The 17952-nt window shown below is 69.2% G+C and carries 17 protein-coding genes; 9 read left to right on the plus strand and 8 right to left on the minus strand.

Features of this window, described 5'->3' with window-relative positions:
- Nucleotide 1: 1 nt before the first annotated feature.
- Both AC07NN_RS11030 and AC07NN_RS11035 read left to right on the plus strand, forming a co-directional pair.
- A complete protein-coding gene (locus tag AC07NN_RS11030) occupies nt 2-484 on the plus strand; it encodes a hypothetical protein (protein WP_494640621.1) in 483 nt (160 codons plus the stop codon).
- Nucleotides 485-583: 99 nt separating this feature from the next.
- Entirely contained in the window at nt 584-997 is a 414-nt protein-coding gene (locus AC07NN_RS11035) for a DUF4282 domain-containing protein (protein WP_494640623.1), read from the plus strand.
- A gap of 3 nt (nt 998-1000) precedes the next feature.
- Here the strand turns inward: AC07NN_RS11035 and AC07NN_RS11040 are convergent, their stop codons facing one another.
- The 3 genes from AC07NN_RS11040 to AC07NN_RS11050 all read right to left on the minus strand — a co-directional run bounded on the left by AC07NN_RS11040 (nt 1001) and on the right by AC07NN_RS11050 (nt 2740).
- Complete coding sequence (locus AC07NN_RS11040; RefSeq protein ID WP_494640625.1) at nt 1001-1450, minus strand: MarR family winged helix-turn-helix transcriptional regulator; 450 nt, start codon at nt 1448-1450, stop codon at nt 1001-1003.
- Nucleotides 1451-1462: 12 nt separating this feature from the next.
- Nucleotides 1463-1879 carry an organic hydroperoxide resistance protein gene (locus tag AC07NN_RS11045; RefSeq protein WP_494640627.1) on the minus strand — a complete coding sequence of 139 codons (417 nt, stop codon included), beginning with the start codon at nt 1877-1879 and terminating at the stop codon, nt 1463-1465.
- 159 nt (nt 1880-2038) lie between these two features.
- On the minus strand, nt 2039-2740 hold the full coding sequence (locus AC07NN_RS11050; protein WP_494640629.1) for a J domain-containing protein: 702 nt from the start codon (nt 2738-2740) through the stop codon (nt 2039-2041).
- A 102-nt stretch (nt 2741-2842) separates the two neighbouring features.
- Between AC07NN_RS11050 and pdxH the strand changes: the two genes are divergently transcribed.
- The 4 genes from pdxH to AC07NN_RS11070 all read left to right on the plus strand — a co-directional run bounded on the left by pdxH (nt 2843) and on the right by AC07NN_RS11070 (nt 6685).
- A complete protein-coding gene (pdxH, locus tag AC07NN_RS11055) occupies nt 2843-3511 on the plus strand; it encodes a pyridoxamine 5'-phosphate oxidase (protein WP_494641866.1) in 669 nt (222 codons plus the stop codon).
- A gap of 160 nt (nt 3512-3671) precedes the next feature.
- Nucleotides 3672-4331, plus strand: a complete 660-nt coding sequence (locus AC07NN_RS11060) for a peroxiredoxin (RefSeq protein WP_494640631.1) — start codon at nt 3672-3674, stop codon at nt 4329-4331.
- Between the two features lie 23 nt (nt 4332-4354).
- Nucleotides 4355-5383, plus strand: a complete 1029-nt coding sequence (locus tag AC07NN_RS11065) for an MBL fold metallo-hydrolase (protein WP_494640633.1) — start codon at nt 4355-4357, stop codon at nt 5381-5383.
- Between the two features lie 48 nt (nt 5384-5431).
- The gene (locus tag AC07NN_RS11070; RefSeq protein ID WP_494640635.1) at nt 5432-6685 is read left to right on the plus strand and encodes a M24 family metallopeptidase; all 1254 of its coding nucleotides are present in this window, start codon (nt 5432-5434) and stop codon (nt 6683-6685) included.
- 4 nt (nt 6686-6689) lie between these two features.
- Here the strand turns inward: AC07NN_RS11070 and AC07NN_RS11075 are convergent, their stop codons facing one another.
- Both AC07NN_RS11075 and AC07NN_RS11080 read right to left on the minus strand, forming a co-directional pair.
- A complete protein-coding gene (locus AC07NN_RS11075; protein ID WP_494640637.1) occupies nt 6690-8516 on the minus strand; it encodes a M10 family metallopeptidase C-terminal domain-containing protein in 1827 nt (608 codons plus the stop codon).
- A gap of 216 nt (nt 8517-8732) precedes the next feature.
- Nucleotides 8733-9359 carry a TetR/AcrR family transcriptional regulator gene (locus tag AC07NN_RS11080; protein WP_494640639.1) on the minus strand — a complete coding sequence of 209 codons (627 nt, stop codon included), beginning with the start codon at nt 9357-9359 and terminating at the stop codon, nt 8733-8735.
- A 144-nt stretch (nt 9360-9503) separates the two neighbouring features.
- Here AC07NN_RS11080 and AC07NN_RS11085 point away from each other — a divergent pair, with 144 nt between their 5' ends.
- A complete protein-coding gene (locus AC07NN_RS11085) occupies nt 9504-11003 on the plus strand; it encodes a bifunctional aminoglycoside phosphotransferase/ATP-binding protein (protein ID WP_494640641.1) in 1500 nt (499 codons plus the stop codon).
- Nucleotides 11004-11006: 3 nt separating this feature from the next.
- Here AC07NN_RS11085 and AC07NN_RS11090 read toward each other — a convergent pair whose 3' ends face one another.
- The gene (locus AC07NN_RS11090; RefSeq protein WP_494640643.1) at nt 11007-12722 is read right to left on the minus strand and encodes an ATP-binding protein; all 1716 of its coding nucleotides are present in this window, start codon (nt 12720-12722) and stop codon (nt 11007-11009) included.
- A 317-nt stretch (nt 12723-13039) separates the two neighbouring features.
- Between AC07NN_RS11090 and AC07NN_RS11095 the strand changes: the two genes are divergently transcribed.
- Complete coding sequence (locus AC07NN_RS11095; RefSeq protein ID WP_494640645.1) at nt 13040-16261, plus strand: long-chain-fatty-acid--CoA ligase; 3222 nt, start codon at nt 13040-13042, stop codon at nt 16259-16261.
- Between the two features lie 98 nt (nt 16262-16359).
- Here AC07NN_RS11095 and AC07NN_RS11100 read toward each other — a convergent pair whose 3' ends face one another.
- Nucleotides 16360-17250, minus strand: coding sequence for an MBL fold metallo-hydrolase (locus AC07NN_RS11100; RefSeq protein ID WP_494640647.1), 891 nt, complete (start codon nt 17248-17250; stop codon nt 16360-16362).
- A 127-nt stretch (nt 17251-17377) separates the two neighbouring features.
- On the opposite strand from AC07NN_RS11100, the gene AC07NN_RS11105 reads away from it, so the two are divergent.
- A complete protein-coding gene (locus AC07NN_RS11105; RefSeq protein WP_494640649.1) occupies nt 17378-17524 on the plus strand; it encodes a hypothetical protein in 147 nt (48 codons plus the stop codon).
- 11 nt (nt 17525-17535) lie between these two features.
- Here the strand turns inward: AC07NN_RS11105 and AC07NN_RS11110 are convergent, their stop codons facing one another.
- Entirely contained in the window at nt 17536-17943 is a 408-nt protein-coding gene (locus AC07NN_RS11110; protein ID WP_494640651.1) for a TIGR01244 family sulfur transferase, read from the minus strand.
- Nucleotides 17944-17952: the final 9 nt, after the last annotated feature.

The following is a 17952-nucleotide window of genomic DNA, read 5'->3' on the forward strand; positions in this document are numbered from 1 at the left end:
CATGACCAAGCTTGCCCTGCTCGCCGCCGCCGCGTCCCTGACGTTCGCCGGCGCCGCCTTCGCCCAGAGCACCACGACCACCACCACCGCGCCCGCGCCCGCCGGCCCGATGCCGCCGGCCGCCACGACGGCGCCGGCTCAGTCGACGACGACCACCACGACGCCGACCCAGAGCACCACTACGACGCAGACCACGACGCCGCCCTCGGCCGCCACGGCCGATAGCGCCGCCACGCCCAGCTCGGCCACCGTGGCCAGCTTCAAGGTCGGCTCGGCCGTGAAGGACGCCCAAGGCGTTTCGGTCGGCCAGATCACCGGCACCAGCACCGGAGCCGACGGCGCGACCAACGTCATCGTCACCAATGGCGGCGTGAAGTTCGCCCTGCCGGGCAACAGCCTCAGCGCCACCGCCGACGGCGGCGTCCAGACCACGGCCACCAAGGCTCAGATCGATGCCACGGTCGCGGGCGCCAAGCCGCAGTAAGGCGCGCTTGGCTCTGAAGGATTCAACCGCGAGCCCGCCCGGCATTGCCGAGCGGGCTCGTCGCTGGTAGCGATGACCCAAAGGGGCGTTTTCGCCGACTTGGGGTCCAGTATGCCTCCGGCCAAAAAGACAAAGCGCGGGTCCAACTCGCTGCTGTGGGATTTGCTGACGTTTGACCGTCTGGTCACCGGACCAGTGATTCACTTCATCTATTGGGCCGGCCTCGGGGTCGTGGCCCTGTTCGGCTTTTCCGTCGTCGGCGCGGCCGTCGGCCTGGCGCTGAAGGAGCCCGGCCTGGGCTCGCTGCTGCTGGCCTTCCCGGTGCTGATCGCGGGTCTGCTGGTCGCCGGCGCCCTGGTGCTGCTGTGGCGCGCCTTCTGCGAGTTCTATGTCGCCATCTTCCGGATCAGCGAGGACCTGCGGGCCCTGCGCCAGACCAGCGACGCCGACCACGCCGCGCACCGCGCCCGCCAGGCCGCCGCGCAACAAGCCCAGCAGCCGCCTCAGGCCTGATTCCTATTTCGCGACGGTCTTGAGCCGCTCGCGCAGCGTCCCCATCGCCTCCAGCGGCATGTCGAGGGCGCAGAACAGCTTCTCAGGAATGGTCGCCGCCTGCTCGCGCAGGGCGCGGCCCTTGTCGGTCAGGGCGATGATCACCCGTCGCTCGTCCTCGGGATCGCGATTGCGGGCGACGAGGCCGCCGGCCTCCAGGCGCTTGAGCAACGGGGTCAGGGTGCTGGAATCCAGGTCCAGCGCGTCACCCAGGGCCCCGACCGTCCGGGGACTGGCCTCCCACAGCACCAGCATCGCCAGATACTGCGGATAGGTCAGCCCCAGGGCGTCCAGCATCGGCCGGTAGAGCCGCGTCATCCGATTGGCCGCGCCGTAGAGGGCGAAGCACAGCTGGTTGTCGAGGCGCAGGGCCTCGATCGGAGCATCGGACGGCGTGGGCTTCTTCTGGGTCATCGTCTTACTGACTTAGGCGGCCTTCACGGTGATGGCCACGTCGACATTGCCACGGGTGGCGTTCGAATAGGGGCAGACCTGGTGGGCGGTCGCAACCAGGGCCTCGGCGTCGGCTTGGCTCAGGCCTTGGGTTTCGACTTCCAGGGCGACTTCCAGGCGGAAACCGACTTCGGCGGTGGCGAGGCCAACCTGACCGGTCACGGTCGAGCCCGTCAGCGCGATCTTCTGGGTGCGGGCGACGTGGGCCATGGCGCTCTGGAAGCAGGCGGCGTAGCCGGCGGCGAACAGCTGCTCGGGGTTGGTGCCGGTCTCCTTGCCGCCCAGGGCCTTGGGCATCGACAGCTGGACGTCCAGCAGGCCGTCTTCGGTACGGGCGTGGCCTTCGCGGCCGCCAACGACGGTGGCGCGAGTGGTGTAGAGGGTGGTCATCGGGAAGCTCCTTGGCTTGGCGTGATGTGAACGATTTAATCGTGCACGATATAAATGCAAGAGTTGTGCGCAAAAAAGATCGCGCGCGATATGATTTGTTTGCGGAGCCGCATCTCTCCTCCCCCTCGTTGGGGGAGGAGAGAGTACGGCGTCTAGGTTCTAAGCCGCCCAGGCAGCCGCGAAGCGCTTCAGCAGCGAACGCGCCGGGCTCTCGGCGCCGGCTTCGGCGGCTTCCAGGCGCAGGAACAGATCCCCCGCCTTGTGCGCCGCGCGGGCCGGCAAACCCTGCCCCGGCAGGCGGACCAGGCCGCGGGCGGCGGCCTTGGTCGAGATCCAGGCCGGGCGCGGGCCCAGCGGGGTGTCGGCGTCGACGCGGCCGCCCTCGGACAGCACGCGCGGATCGACCTTGCCGGTCAGCCAGATGTCGTCGCCGCGCACCAGGGCGCCGTCCTGCGGACGCAGGCGGACCTCGAACAGCACGCCCTCGACCCGGACCTTGTCGCCCTCGCGCAGACCGGCCGGCAGCTTCAGCCGCAGGTGGCGACCGTCGATCATCAGGTCTTCGGCGCCGCCATCGACGGCGGTGGCGATGTCGATCTCCAGGACCACGCGGTCGACGATCGCGGCCGCGTTGGTCACGGCCGGCGGGAAGCTGGTGGGCTGGTACGGATGGTCCTGCAGCAGGCGATAGGCGGCCAGCACGTCGCGGAACAGCGCCGCGTCGCCGGTGGGGCGATCCGGATGCGCCCGCTTGGCGGCCTCGCGATAGGCCTTGCGCAGCTCGCGCTCGTCCGCGTCGGCGGCCACGCCCAGCAAAGCGCGGGCGGCGGCGAGCGTCAGGGCGGAGGCGCGGGCAGTCATCCGCCGACCCTGCCGTCGGGATGGTCAACGGCGGGTTAAGTTAAGACTTTAGGGGACCGCCCGGATGTGGCCCTGGCGCGGGAGGCGGCCTATATCTGGGACATGAGCGCCGACACGACCCTGATCCCCGCCTCGCCCAGCGAGGACGACTATGTCCGCCAGGTGACCGAGGCGGTCCCGCCGGCCCTGCTGTCGGAGGAGGATCCCTTCGCCCTGTTCGCCGAATGGCTGGAGGAGGCGGGCAAGAAGGAGCCCAACGACCCCAACGCCATGACGGTCTCGACGGTCGACGCCGACGGCATGCCCGACTCGCGGATGGTGCTGCTGAAGGACTTCGATCCGCGCGGCTTCGTCTTCTACAGCAACACCCAGAGCGCCAAGGGCCAGGAGCTCTCGGGCCAGCCCAAGGCCGCTATCCTGTTCCACTGGAAGTCGCTGCGCCGCCAGGTGCGGATCCGGGGCGTGGTCGAGCCCACCACCGAGGCCGAGGCCGACGCCTATTTCGCCAGCCGCGCTCGCCACAGCCAGATCGGCGCGTGGGCCAGCGATCAGTCGCGACCGCTGCCGGACCGCCTGGCCCTGGAAAAGCGGGTCGCCGAGATGGGCCTGAAGTTCGGGCTCGGAAAGGTGCCGCGCCCGCCGCACTGGTCGGGCTATCGCATCGTGCCGGTGACCATCGAGTTCTGGCGCGATCGCCCGTTCCGCCTGCACGAGCGGCTGGTGTTTGAGCGTGCGGAAGGCGGCTGGACGACCAAGCGGCTCTACCCCTGAACATTGTCAAGCTTGGCTCGCCGAGGCGCCTTTCCCCGGATCGAGTAGGGGGCTAAGCCTAGCGCGCTAAACGTTAGCGCGAACGGGCCGTCGACGCGCGTCAGCACCTCATAGCCACAGGGCTCGCCCGACGCGGGCCGACAGGACCGGAGACCGACCCATGTCGTTGCGGATCAATTCCGAGGCGCCGAACTTCACGGCCAAGACCACCCAGGGCGAGATCACCTTCCACGACTGGATCGGCGACGGCTGGGCGATCCTGTTCTCGCACCCCAAGGACTTCACCCCGGTCTGCACGACCGAGCTGGGCTACATGGCCGGCCTGAAGCCCGAGTTCGACAAGCGCAACACCAAGGTCATCGGCCTGTCGGTCGACCCGGTCGAGAACCACGCCAAGTGGGCCGCCGACATCGAGGAGACGCAAGGTCACGCGGTCAACTATCCGATGATCGGCGACACCGAGCTGGCCGTCGCCAAGCTCTATGACATGCTGCCGGAAGGCGCGGGCGACACCTCGGAAGGCCGCACGGCCGCCGACAACGCCACGGTCCGCGCGGTGTTCATCATCGGGCCGGACAAGAAGATCAAGGCGATGCTGATCTATCCGATGACCTCGGGCCGCGACTTCAACGAGGTGCTGCGCCTGCTGGACTCGGTGCAGCTGTCGGCCAAGCACACGGTGGCGACGCCGGTGAACTGGCGTCCGGGCGACGACGTGATCATCCCGCCGTCGGTCAGCGACGAGGTCGCCCGCCAGAAGTATCCGGACGGCTTCAAGACCGTGAAGCCGTACCTGCGCGTGGTCGCCCAACCGAAGTAAGGCCAGAGCTCGGGGGAGCCGACATGATCTTCGAACAAATCGCCACCGGCGGCTGTCGTTCGTACCTGGTCGGCTGCCCCGACACCCTGAGCGCGGTGCTGATCGATCCCGAGATCAGCCAGATCGATCGCTACCGGGCCCTGGCGCTGCAGGACGGCCTGCGGGTCCGATACGTGATCGACACCCACACCCACGCCGACCACTTCTCGGCCGCCCAGAAGGCCGCCGAGCTGTTCGACGCCACCATAGTCATGCACGCCGCCAGCCCCGCGCCGCACGCCAAGCTGCGGCTGGACGACGACGACATGCTGATCGTCGGCAATCTGCGCATTCGCGCCCTGCACACGCCCGGCCACACGCGGGACTCGATGTGCCTGGTGGTCGGCGACCGGGTCTTCACCGGCGACACCCTGCTGATCGGCGGCACGGGCCGCACCGACCTGCCGACCGGCGATCCGGACCAGCTCTATGACAGCCTGTTCGGCAAGCTCCTGAAGCTGGACCCGGCCACGCTGGTCTTCCCGGCTCACGAGTACAAGGACCGCCCGCACACCACGATCGGCGCCGAGATCGAGGGCAATCCGCGCCTGCAGAAGCGCGAGCGGGACGCGTTCGTGCAGATGATGCGCGAGCTGAACCTGGCCGCCCCGACCCACCTGACCGAGGCCCTGCGCACCAATATGAGCGGCGGCAAGACGGTCACCCAGCTGCTGTCCGAGGCCGCCGCCATGGTGCCGCACATCGGCATGGAGGAGCTGAACCAGCGCCTCGCCGGCCGGCCCAACGACCTGATGATCCTCGACGTTCGCGAAAAGGCCGCCTTCGACGCCGGCCACATCCCCGGCGCCAAGCACCTGCCGCGCGGCCAGCTGGAGCTGCGGGTCAACGAGGAGATCCCCGACCCCACGGTGCGCATCGTCACCTGCTGCGAGTTCGGCAAGATCTCGACCCTGGCCGCCGCGACGCTGCGCAGCCTGGGCTTCATGCGCGCGACCGCCTTGGATGGCGGCCTGAAGACCTGGCGGGAAAGTGGGTTTCCGGTCGAGGCCTGACAGGCGAGTTTGCCGTCCAGTTCCGCTTCCCCTGTTTCGAGGATCGACATGAGCGTACTTCAAACCCTCGGCCGTCGCGGCTTTCTGGCCGGCGCAGCAGCGGGCGCGGTCGTCGCGAGCACGCCGGCCTGGGCCAGGCAGGACGGCTTCAGGAAGCTGACCGACGGCATCGCCCTGATCGGTCCGGCCGAGCGCCAGTCGCGGCTGGAGCGCGCCCAGGCGCTGATGGTGAAGCTGGGCCTGTCGGCCATCGTCACCGAGCCGGGCTCGTCGCTCGACTATTTCACTGGCGTGCAGTGGAGCCGTAGCGAGCGGCCGTGCCTGGCGATCATTCCGCGCGAGGGTCAGATCGGCATGGTCGTGCCGAAGTTCGAGGAGCCCTCGATCCGCCAGAGCTTGGGCGTGCCCGCCGAGGTCCGCACCTGGGAGGAAGACGAGAGCCCTTACGCCATCGCCGTCGGCCTGCTGGCCGACCGCAAGCTGGCCTCGGGCAAGATTGGCGTCGAGGAGACGATCCGCACCTTCATCGTCGAGGGGCTGACGGGCGCGCTGACCGGGGCCAAGGTCGTCTCCGGTGCGGCGGCGTTCCGGGGTTGCCGGATGATCAAGACGCCGGCCGAGATCGCCCTGATGCAGGTGGCGGCCGACATCACGGTCGACGCCCTGCGCTACACCCACGCCAAGGTTCGCGCCGGTATGGGGCCGCGCGATATCGCCGCCCTGATGAGCGAACGCACGGCGGCCCATGGCGCGCGGGTCAGCTTCAACCTGATCCTGATCGGCGAGGCCAGCGCCTATCCGCACGGCTCGCGCCAGCCCCAGGTGCTGGGCGAGAGCCAGGTCGTGCTGATGGATTGCGGCTGCAATGTCGGCGGCTACGAGTCGGACATCTCGCGCACCTTCGTGTTCGGCGAGCCCTCGGCCCGCCAGCGCAAGGTCTGGAACGACGTCGCGCGCGGCCAGCAGGTGGCGTTCGAGGCGGCCAGGATCGGGGTCGAGGCCGGCTCGGTCGACCGCGCCGTGCGGGCCTATTACGACAGCCTCGGCTGGGGGCCGCGCTACAAGCTGCCGGGCCTGTCGCACCGCACCGGCCACGGCATCGGCATGGACGGCCACGAGCCGGTGAACTTCGTCATGTCGGAGACGACCAAGCTGGCGCCCGGCATGTGCTTCTCGGACGAGCCCGGCATCTACATTCCCGGCGAGTTCGGCGTCCGGCTCGAGGACTGCCTGCACATGACGCCGGAAGGTCCCAAGTGGTTCAGCGAGCCGCCGAAGTCGCTCGACAAGCCGATGGGGTGACGAGCTAGAGCCCGATCAGGTCGCCGCTCGCGAGGGTGGCGATCCCGACGAACTTCACGGCGAGATCGCCGGTGGGGTCGAAGGCGCCGTTGTGGTTCACGTCGATGAAGAGATAAGTGTCCGGCCCGCCGTGGACGATGGTCGCCCGGCGGGTCACCCCGCCGGCATCCCTGTAGAAGTTGCCGGCGGCGACCAGGGCGTTGAAGCCGGCGAGGTCGGTGACGGTTCCCTTGTCGACCACCACCAGTTCGGCCTGGGTCATGCCCAGCGCCTTGACGTCGATCTTGTCCTGGCCGCTGACGAAGCCGAAGACCGCGTCCATGGTCGAGGTGTTGGCGAACTGCATCGCGCGGCGGGCCGAGCCGGCCTGGCTGTCGTCGCTGAACAGGGAGTCGGTGACGGCCTTGTAGATCAGGGTGTTGATCGGCTTGTGGGTCGCCGCGCCGTTTGCCAGTTCCTCGTTTAGGGGGTCATACAGCCCGCTGCCCAGCAGGATGGCGTCGCCGCCCTTGCCCCCGGTGATGCTCTGGGCCACGGCCGTGGTCGAGAGGCCCGCGATCAGGGTGTCGTTGGCCGAGCCGCCGACGAGGTTGACCGCCACGCCCGCGGCGACCGCCTGGCCGCCGGCCAGGACCAGGCCACCCGTCGCCGCCGTGCCGTCCAGCAGGATGCTGTGGGTGATGGCGCCCGTCACGACGGTCATCGCCTGGGAGCCCGAAACATTGACGATGTTCGGCGCGGTGGCGGCGTTTAGCGCCACGACGTTGTCGCTGCCGACCTTGTCGTTGTTCAGGGAGCCGCCCGAGACCACGTTGAGGATCTCGATCGAACCGGCCACGGCCGTGCCGCCCAGGGTCAGGCCGTTGATGGCCGCGCCGCCGGTGAACGGCAAGGCGCCATTGCCGTAGAGGCCAAGGCTCAGCGTGTCGGTCGCGCCCGAGGCGTCGTGGAGCTGCAGGGTGAGCCCCGCGCCCAGTCCGCCCGTCAGGTTGACGATGGAGCCGGTCGGCAGGTCGACCCGCTGCTGGGCGACCGGCGATCCCGACACATAGACCGGCATGATGCCGCCGCCGACACCCTTGCCATAGGTCGCCGCGCCCGGCGCGTAGGCGGTCAGGATGTTGGCGTTGTAGACGGCGGTGTTGTTGGCGATCGAGGCGTGGTGCTGGTCCAGCGCCAGGGCGTAGGCGCCGACGCCCGCCTTGATCGACTCCTCCAGGATGTAGCCGACGATGATCGCCTTGGTCGCCAGGTCCTGGTTGAAGGTCCCGGCCCGCGCGGCGGCGACCTGCTGGAAGAAGGGGATGGATTCCTGGATCGCGGCCACGGCGGCGGCGACCTGCGAGGCCCCGACCACGGCCGTTCCAACGATCTGCTCGTAGGCCTGGGCGACGGTCGCGGCCAGGCTCAGCGCCCCATAGGCCGACGCGAAGGCGGCGGCGTTGGGGCCCTGGAAGGCCTGACTGATCGCCAGGTTGTAGTAGCGGTTCTCGAGGTTGAAGCCGCCCTCGCTGGGGTTCGAGGCCGTACCCGTCGCGCCGTTGTAATAGGTGGTGTTCAGCCCCGAGCCGGGCGTGTTGAGCAGGTAGTTCAGGCCCGCCTGGCTGGGCGCCGAGCCGTTGAAGTACTGATATACGGCGACGGCGACATCGGTGGTGGCCCGCACCTGAGGGCTCTGCAGCGCCAGGGCCAGCACCTGCTGGTCGGAGATGGCGCCCGAGGCCGCCTGGGCGACCCCCTGGGTGAAGCTCGTCACCGTCGCGGCGTCTGGCGCCTGGCCGAAGTTCGCGGCGGTGTAATAGGCGGTCAGCTGAGCAACGGTATAGGCCACCGGGTCCCCCTTCGTGATCGACGCGCACTGGAAGATCGTCGGGGGCGCGATCGAGAACAGTTTCGATCGCGCGAACGGTAAGCTTGAACTGGCCCTTCGAACTTGAGGGACCGACCTTAACCCTAAGGCAAGGCAGTGCAACGGCTCGCGGAAGGGGCGCGAACCGGGGATGGGTCTGGGGGGCGGCCAGCTTCGGGGGCGCCGGCCCGGATGTGTCTATCCCGCCGCTACGCCATAGCGCGCCAGGAACGTCGTCACCGCGTCCTCGGCGATGTCGCGCACGGGCCGCCGCGACTGCACGTCGTCGCCGGCCGAGAGGCCCAGCACCAGGGTCACGTGATCCAGCATACCCATCAGCTGGCCCGCGGCCCACGAGGGTTTCTCGACCTTCAGCTCGCCGGTCCTGACCAGGTCGTTGATCACCGAGATCGCCGCGCCGCCCAGTTCGTCGCGGGCGCTTTGCAGGAAGTATTCGGCCACGTCCTCGAAGCGGCGGCGCTCGGCCGTCACCATGCGGAACATGGCCCGGGTGTCGGCGCGCGAGAAGAAGGTGGCGTAGGCGATGGCCAGGGCCGTCAGGCGGACGCGGGCGTCGCCCTTGGTCCGCACGGCCTCGCGCACGGGCGCGGCGATGCCGCTGACCGTCTCCATGACGATGGCCTTGAACAGGTCGGCCTTGCTGGGGAAGTAGGCGTAGAGCGTCGCCGTCGAGACCCCGGCCGCGCGGGCCACCACCTCCATGCCGGCGTCGGCGTAGCCCTGGCGTAGGAACAGGTTCCTGGCCGAGCCGAGGATCTCCTCGCGCTTCTGCCCCGACCGTTTCAGACCCGCGCCGACAAGCATGTGACACTCGCACCGATTGGCTTCAATGCAATCTAACCGCGAAAACTTGACCGTAGCAAGGGTTGCGCGAGGCGACTTGTTCGCTTGTTTCGGCTATGCAGCCACCGCGCCGGTTTTCGTGCGTGCAAAGATGGGATTTTCGGCGTGATCAAGGACGCGGAAGCCGCGCGCGAGCAGGAAGTGGCCGCCTGGTTTGGCGAACGGTCGGAAGACACGATCGAGACCTCGTGCGCCCGGGTGTTCCTGGTCGGCGGCTCGGCCTTCAAGGTCAAGCGCCCGGTCGACTTCGGCTTCCTGGACTATTCGACGCTGGAGCTGCGCCGCTGGGCGCTGGAGCGCGAGTTGACCTTCAACCGCGCCGCCGCGCCCGACATCTATCGCGAGGTCCGCCGCCTGACCCGCACCGCCGACGGCGGCATCGAGATCGACGGCGAGGGCGAGATCGTCGAGTACCTGCTGGAGATGCGCCGCTTCGACCAGAACGGCGTGCTGGCCACACAGCCGTGGGCGATCGACGACGAGCTCGAGGATTCGCTGGGTCGCACGGTGGCCCGCTTCCACGCCGGTTCGGACCTGCGCCCGCAGGGCGGCGGCGTCTCGGCCCTGGGCTACACGATCCGCTCGAACGCCAACCTGCTGCGGGGCCTGTCCTCGCGCCTGGGCAAGCAGGCGGTCGAGCGCCTGGTGCATGAGACCGACGTCGCGCTCGAACGTCTCGGCCCGCTGCTGGACGGCCGCACCACGGAGGGCTTCGCCCGCCACTGCCACGGCGACCTGCACCTCGGGAACATCCTGATCGAGAACGGTCAGCCGATCCTGTTCGACTGCATCGAGTTCAACGACACCCTGTCGGACATCGACGTGCAGTACGATCTGGCCTTCCTGCTGATGGATCTGGATTTCCGCCGTCGCCGCGACGCCGCCGGCCGGGTGCTGAACGCCTATCTGGACGAGGCCGCCCGCACGTTCGGCGAAGGCCTGTGGACGGGCCTGGCGGCCCTGCCGCTGATGCTGTCCGTCCGCGCCGCCGTACGCACCCACGTCTGGGCCTATACCGGCGACGACGAGGCCGCGCGGGCCTATCTGAACACCGCCCTGGAGCACCTGGCGCCCAAGCCGGTCAGCCTGGTGGCGGCCGGCGGCCTGTCGGGCTCGGGCAAGTCGACCTTCTCACGCGTCTGCGCGCCGGGCCTGGGCTCGGCCCCCGGCGCGGTCGTTTTGCGCACCGACGAGATCCGCAAGCGCCTGTGGGGCGTGCCGTCCCTGCAGCGCCTGCCGCGCGAGGCCTATACGCCGGAGATGAGCGCCAAGGTCTATGACCAGCTGTTCCACGACGCCGAGCTGTGCCTGAAGGCCAAGCGCTCGGTGGTGCTGGACGCGGTATTCCTGAAACCTGAGGAGCGCGCCCGCGCCGAGGCCCTGGCCAAGGCCTGCGACGTCGGCTTCCTGGGCGTGTGGCTGGAGGCGCCGCCAGAAGTGCTACGCGCCCGCGTCGCCGCCCGGATCAACGACGCCTCGGACGCCGACGTGGCGGTGCTGGAGAACCAGCTGACCCGCGAAACCGGCGAGATCACCTGGCGCAAGGTCGACACGGTCAACGCCTTCGAGGACGAGGCCCGGGCGCTCGCGGAGACGATGGGGTAGGGCTCAGGCCGCGCCCCGCAGCGCATCCTCGTCCGGCGGATCCGGGTTTACGGCCCGGGCGATGGCCATGATCAGGTCCATCGGCTTCACCGGCTTGCCCAGATGGTCGTCGAAGCCCAGGCCCAGGAAACGCTCGCGGTCGCCGGCCATGGCCGAGGCGGTCAGGGCGATGACGGGCAGGGCGGGATGGCTGGTCTGGCCGTTGCGGATGGCCTGCAGGGCGGTGATCCCGTCCATGACCGGCATGTTGATGTCCATCAGCACGCAGTCGAAGCGGCCTTCGTTCATCGCCTTCAGCGCCTGCTCGCCGTTCTCGACCACGGTCAGGGCGACGCCGGCCGGCTCCAGCATGGTGCGAACGACCAACTGGTTGATGGTGTTGTCCTCGGCCATCAGCACGTGGATCTGGTCCAGGGCGTCTTCGTCGACCTGAGCCTCCGGCGCGGGGGCGGGCGGCTCCTCGGTCTCCTGCACGCGGACGCTGAAGACGAAGGTGGCGCCGGTCGGACCGCCGGTGCGCAGCTCCAGGTCGCCGCCCAGCTGACGGGCCAGGGCGCGGGAAATGGCCAGGCCCAGGCCCGCGCCGCCGTGGCGACGCGAAATCGTCTCGTCGGCCTGGGTGAAGCTGTCGAACACGCGCTCGGTCGCGCCGGCCGGTACGCCGGGGCCGGTGTCGGTGACGGCGAACCGGATCATCCAGTCGGTCCCGATCGGCTCGGCGCTGACGGCCACGCGCACGTGGCCCTGGCTGGTGAACTTCACCGCGTTCGAGACCAGGTTTGTCAGCACCTGGCGCACGCGCAGGGGATCGACCCGCACCCAGGCGGGGACCTCGGCGTCGAAGCCGGCAAACAGCGACAGCCCCTTGAACACCGCCGCGTCGCGCCAGGCGTCGACCACGTCGGCGACGATGGCGCGCGGATCGACGGCCTCGGGCGCCAGCTCGACCTTGCCGGTCTCGATGCGCGACAGGTCCAGCACGTCGTTGAGCAGCTGCATCAGGCTGTCGCCCGAGCGGATCATCAGCTCGATCTGCTCGCGCTGGGCCGGATCGAGGTTCGAGCGTTCCAGGGCGTGGGCCATGCCCAGCAGGCCGTTCATCGGGGTGCGCAGCTCGTGGCTGGTGACGGCGATGAAGGTCGACTTGGCGCGGGCGGCTTCCAGGGCGCGCTCGCGCTCCTCGCGCAGGCCGTTGGTCAGCTCGTCCATGCGCCGGGCGGCGGCGCGGTTGGAGATCATGGTGCTGATGGTGTTCAGCGTCAGCAGCAGCAGACCCCAGCGGGCGGTCTCGGGACCCAGGCCGCGGGCGTCGTAGAAGAAGAACGGAAAGACCACCAGGCTGACCAGCGGCACGAACGAGCTGACGGCGACCAGCGGCCACGGCTGGTGGCGATAGTTCTGGGTGAAGACGATCTGGCCCACCCAGACGCCGACGGCGGCCAGCTTCAGGGTGTCGTCGGGCGCCAGCCACAGCATCGTCGCCAGCCAGCCCCAGGCCAGGTTGACCGGCAGGGCGCCCATCACGAAGGCCAGGCGCAGGGCCGGGGTGGCGGCGCGGCCTTTAGTGAACCGGCGGGTGGCGAAGCGGGCGACGCCCTCGGCGAGGAACAGGGCGACCAGCCACGACACCGCCCACTGGGTGTCGAGCGCCCGACCGACCAGGAAAGCGACGATCACGGCCGAGATCAGGCGCGAGGTCAGCAGGCGATGGGTATCCATCGCCACCTCGTCCAGGCGTTCATCGGCCCAAGGTGATCGTAGCCAGCGGAGCATGTCGTCTCGTTCGGGCCAGGTGCGGCCGACCCCCAGACGATACTCCAGTTAAGGCAAACGAGACTTTGACCGGGACTGCGGCGAATTGGCGCGGAGAGCGAGTGGTCGAACGCGGTTCAACCAGACGCTTTGTGCTTCACCCGACATGACTCAGTCCTGGCGAGCGTGGCCGTTTCGCGCCATGGGCGCGTCGCGTTGCGTGTTGCGCCGCACACCGATAGCCTTGCCTGAACAACGATAAGCAACCGGGAGATCAGGTTCCGATGCAGGGGCTGATGCAGCATGGGGCGCTGACCCTCGACAAGGTCATCGACCACGCCGCCAAGTGGCATGGCGGGCGCGAAGTCGTGAGCCGCTCGGTCGAAGGACCGATCGTGCGGACGACCTACGCCCAGATCCACGAGCGCGCCAAGCGGGTGTCGAACGCCCTGTTGGCCCTGGGGATCAAGCCCAGCGACCGCGTCGGCACCCTGGCCTGGAACACCGGCCGCCACATGGAAGCCTGGTACGGCATCATGGGCATCGGGGCCGTCTGCCACACCCTGAACCCGCGCCTGTTCCCCGAGCAGATCGCCTGGATCGCCGACCATGCCGGCGATAAGGTCGTCTTCACCGACCTGACCTTCCTGCCGATCATCGCCGCGATCATCCCGCGCGTGCCGAGCCTGGAGCACGTGGTCGTCTTCACCGACCGCGACCACATGCCGGCCGACTTCGCTCCGGCCGGCGACGCGCCGCACTTCAAGGGCCTGCTCTGCTACGAAGACCTGATCGAGCAGCACCACGCCCAGTGCGCCTGGGGCGGCTTCGACGAGGGTACGGCGGCCGGTCTCTGCTACACCTCGGGCACGACGGGCGACCCCAAGGGGGTGCTCTATTCGCACCGCTCGAACTTCCTGCACACCCTGATCACCCTGCAGCCCGACGTGATGGGCCTGTCGCAGAAGGACGTGATCCTGCCGGTGGTGCCGATGTTCCACGCCAACGCCTGGGGCGTGGCGTTCTCGGCCCCGGGCACGGGCGCCAAGATGGTGATGCCGGGCGCCAAGATGGACGGCGCCTCGATCTTCGAACTGCTGGACACTGAAGGTGTCACGTTCTCGGCCGCAGTGCCGACCGTCTGGCAGATGCTGCTGCAGCACCTCGAGGCCACGGGCGCGACCCTGCCCCTGCTGAAGAAGGTGGTGATCGGCGGGGCGGCCTGCCCCGAGAGCATCATCCGCGCCTTCCAGGAAAAGTACGACGTCGAGGTGGTCCACGCCTGGGGCATGACCGAGACCTCGCCCGTCGGGACCCTGTCGGTGATGACCGACGAGCTTTCCAAGCTGCCCTATGACGAGCAGATGCCCTATCGCCTGAAGCAGGGCCGGCCGCCGCTGGGCGTCGAGATCTGCCTGCGCGACGACGCGGGCGGTCCGCTGCCGCACGACGGCAAGGCGTTCGGTCACCTGAAGATCCGCGGCCCGATCATCGCCGCCGAATACTTCCGGGGCGCCGGCGGCAAGATCCTGGATGACGAGGGCTTCTTCGACACCGGCGACGTGGCCACCATCGACGACCACGGCTTCATGCAGATCACCGACCGCGCCAAGGACGTCATCAAGTCCGGCGGCGAGTGGATTAGCACCATCGAGATCGAGAACATCGCCGTCGGCCATCCCAAGGCCGCCCTGGCGGCGGTGGTCGGCGCGGCGCACCCCAAGTGGGACGAGCGGCCGGTGCTGCTGGTCAAGCTGAAGGAGGGCGAGACCGCGACCAAGGAGGAGTTCCTCGACTACCTCCAGGGCAAGATCGCCAAGTGGTGGACGCCCGACGACGTGCTGTTCGTCGACGACATCCCGCTGGGCGCGACCGGCAAGATCGACAAGAAGGTGATCCGCAAGCAGCTGGTCGAAAGCGGCTATGTCCTGCCGTCCCTCGCGCCGGCCCCGACCCTGGCGGCCGCCGACGGTGGCCAGGCGTCCGTGATCTACGCCCCCGATCCGCCCGAGGAAGTCGAAGCGGAGACGGCGCTGGGGGAGCTCCCGTCGGCCGCTGAGGCGCCTGCCTCGGCGGCCGACGAGGCCCCCATCGAAACCGCCGCGCCTGAAGCCGTCGCTGTCGACCCGACGCCGCTCCTCGGCGTGCTGGCGCCCGTGATCGCGGGCGTGGGCCTGGCCGCATTCGCGAAGCCGGAAGCCGAAGCGCCGGTCTCGGCCGCCGAGGTCGAGGCGCCTGCCGCCTTTGCTGAGCCCGAGCCGGTCGCCGAAGTCGCCGAACTCGAACACGCTGCGGAGGTCGCAGAGACCGAAGTCTCTACGCCTCAGCCGGAACCCGACCCGGTCCTGGAAGCACCCGAGGCTGTCGCCGAAGTCGAGGCTGGGGCCGAGCCCGAGGCGCCGTTGGTTCCGGTGGCCGAAGAGGCGCCGGAAGTCGCCGACGCGCCGTCTCCGGTCTCTGAGATTCCTGCTCTGGTCGTCTCCCCCGAACCTGAAGTGACGGAGGCTGAACCGCCTATCTCCGTCGTCGAAGAGCCGGCCCCTGCGGTCGAGCCAGAACCGACGTCGGAAGTCGCCGAGCTCCAGCCTGAGCCCGAGCCGGTCCCTCCGGTCGCCGAAGCCGAGCCGCCGCTGCGGCTGGCCGAACCGCCGGAACCCCCCGCCGCGTCGACGCCGGAGCCCCTGCCGTTCGCCGCCCCGATATCACCGGTGCGCAAGCCCAAGGCGAAGAAGGCGCTGAACTTCCCGCGTCTCTACCTGGACATCGCCCTGCTGATCGCCCTGACGCCCGCCATCCTGGCCGTCGGCGGCGCCCTGGGCGTGAAGCTGGAGGCGATCGGTCGTCCGCTGGGCTACACGCTGATGACCCTGGACTGGGCGCCGAAGATCGCCTTCGTCAGCATCGCGACCGGCGTGGTCGGGATCATCGTCGCCCTGATCGCCGGCTTCTCGCGCCTGTGGCGCGCGGCCGTGCTGGCCCTGGCGGTGACGCTCGTGACCCTTTTGGTGATGGCCGGCGCCCGGACGCTGAGCGGCGTCACCCCGCCGATCCACGATGTCGCCACCGACTGGGAGACGCCCCTGGCCTTCACCGATGCGGCCCTGGCCGCGCGCGGCGGCTCGGCCGAGGCCATCACCGACGATCCGGCCCTGCCGGTCGGCTCGGACGCCTACGCCGGTCGTCGCATCGCCGACATCAATGCCGAGACCTGTCCGGCCGCCAGGCCGCTGGTGATCTCGAAGGCGCCCAGCGACGCCTACCACGCGGTCAAGACCGCCGTGCTGGCTGCGGGCATGACCGTGGTGACCGACGGTCCCGTGGAGGGGCAGCTGGAGGCCACGGGCAGCACGTTCTGGTACGGCCTGACCGACGACCTGGCCGTGCGCATCCGTCCCGACGCCCAAGGCTCGCGGATCGACATGCGCTCGGTCAGCCGCGACGCCGGCCCCGACCAGGGGCGCAACTGCGAGCGGATCGGCAACCTGCTGGCGGCGGTGAAGCGTTAGAGCCCTTTCCGACCTGATCGAAACGATCAGTCGGATAAAAAGGGCTCTAAATCAAAAATCTGGAGCATTTTGCAGATCCGTTCGGATCGGAAAATGCTCTAGGACGCGAGCCGGTACACGGCGTCCATGCCCTGGCCGTCGGCCAAGACGCGGCCCTCGCGGACCAACTGGAGCATGTGGGCCAGCACCGAGTGGGCCGCGGCTGGGTGCAGGCGCGGATCGACGGCCGCGTAGAGGCTGGGCACCATGGCCTTGATGGACGTGAAGCCCGCGCCCAGAGCCTCGACGATCTGGGCCTCGCGCGCCCGGCGGTGGGCGACATAGGCGTCGATGAACGGCCCGACCTCGCGCACCGGCGCGCCGTGGGTCGGCCACAGCGTGTCGAAGTCCCGAGCCCGCACCTTGGCCAGGCTGGCGAAATAGTCGCCCATGTCGCCGTCGGGCGGCGTGATCACCGTCGTCGACCAGCCCATGATGTGGTCGCCGGAGAAGAAGGCGTTTTCTTCCTTCAGGGCGAAGCAGACGTGGTTGGAGGTGTGGCCCGGCGTGGTCACCGCCTCCAGCGTCCAGCCTGGACCGCTCAGCACGTCGCCGTCGGCCAGGACCACGTCCGGGCGGAAGCGGTCGTCCGCGCCTTCCTCCAAGGCCGGGGCGTCGTTGGCATGGGGCGCGGGGGCGGGGAGGCCGTAGACCTTGGCCCCGAACGCCTGCGCCAGCGGATAGGCGAGGGGGGAGTGGTCCAGGTGATGGTGCGTGACCAGCACGTGGGTCACCCGTTCGCCGGCCAGGGCCGCCTTCAGCGCTTCGAAGTGTTCGGCCAGGTCGGGACCGGGGTCGATCACCGCCACCTCGCCCTGGCCGACGATGTAGACGCCGGTGCCGGTGTAGGTGAACGGCCCGGGATTGCGCGCGATCACCCGCCGGATCAGCGGCGAGACCTGGTCGCAGCGGCCGTACTCGAACTCCAGCTCGCGGACGAAGGGAATCATCGCGGACGCTCCGGAAAGCGCATCGGGCGAAAGTGTGGGCGGTTTCGCCCCCCGCGATGCGCGTGAAGTTAAAGAATGGCGCCGGTCTTGCGCTTTAACCCCTCAGTAACCTTCGGAGGACGGGGCCATGGCGGCGGACGCGGCGATTTTTGTTTCAAAACGGCTCCAGCGCGCGGCCTTCGCGGTCCTCTGTATCATCATGGCCCAGTTCGTCCTGGCCAGCTGCGAGGCCGAACCCACGCCGATGGCGGCGCGCGAAGCGGCCGCCTTCTAGGTCAATCCGACTCAGCCCGGCAGGACGCCTGACAGATCGTATCCCGCTTCGCGGCCCTGGCTGACCAGGGTCTCACGATCTTCTCCCGCCAGCGCCTGGCCGATCGACCAGGTGACGATCGAGCGCGTGCCTGAGCGACAGAAGGCCAGCACCGGGCCGTCCGCGGCCTCGACCGCCGCGCGCACCGCATCGACCTGCTCCTGGGTCGGCCCGCCGCGCACCGGCACATGCAGATAGTCCAGACCCGCGGCGCGGGCCGCCGCCTCGATGGTCGCGGCGGACGGCTGGCTGGGATCCTCGCCGTCGGGGCGATTGTTGATCACCAGCACGAATCCCTCGGCCGCCGCGCGCGCCATGTCGGCCTCGGTGACCTGCGGACTGACGGAAAGAGACTCGGTTACGCGTCGGAAATCGCTCATGGGGCCGCC

The organism is Caulobacter sp. GW821-FHT09H08, from assembly GCF_059415885.1.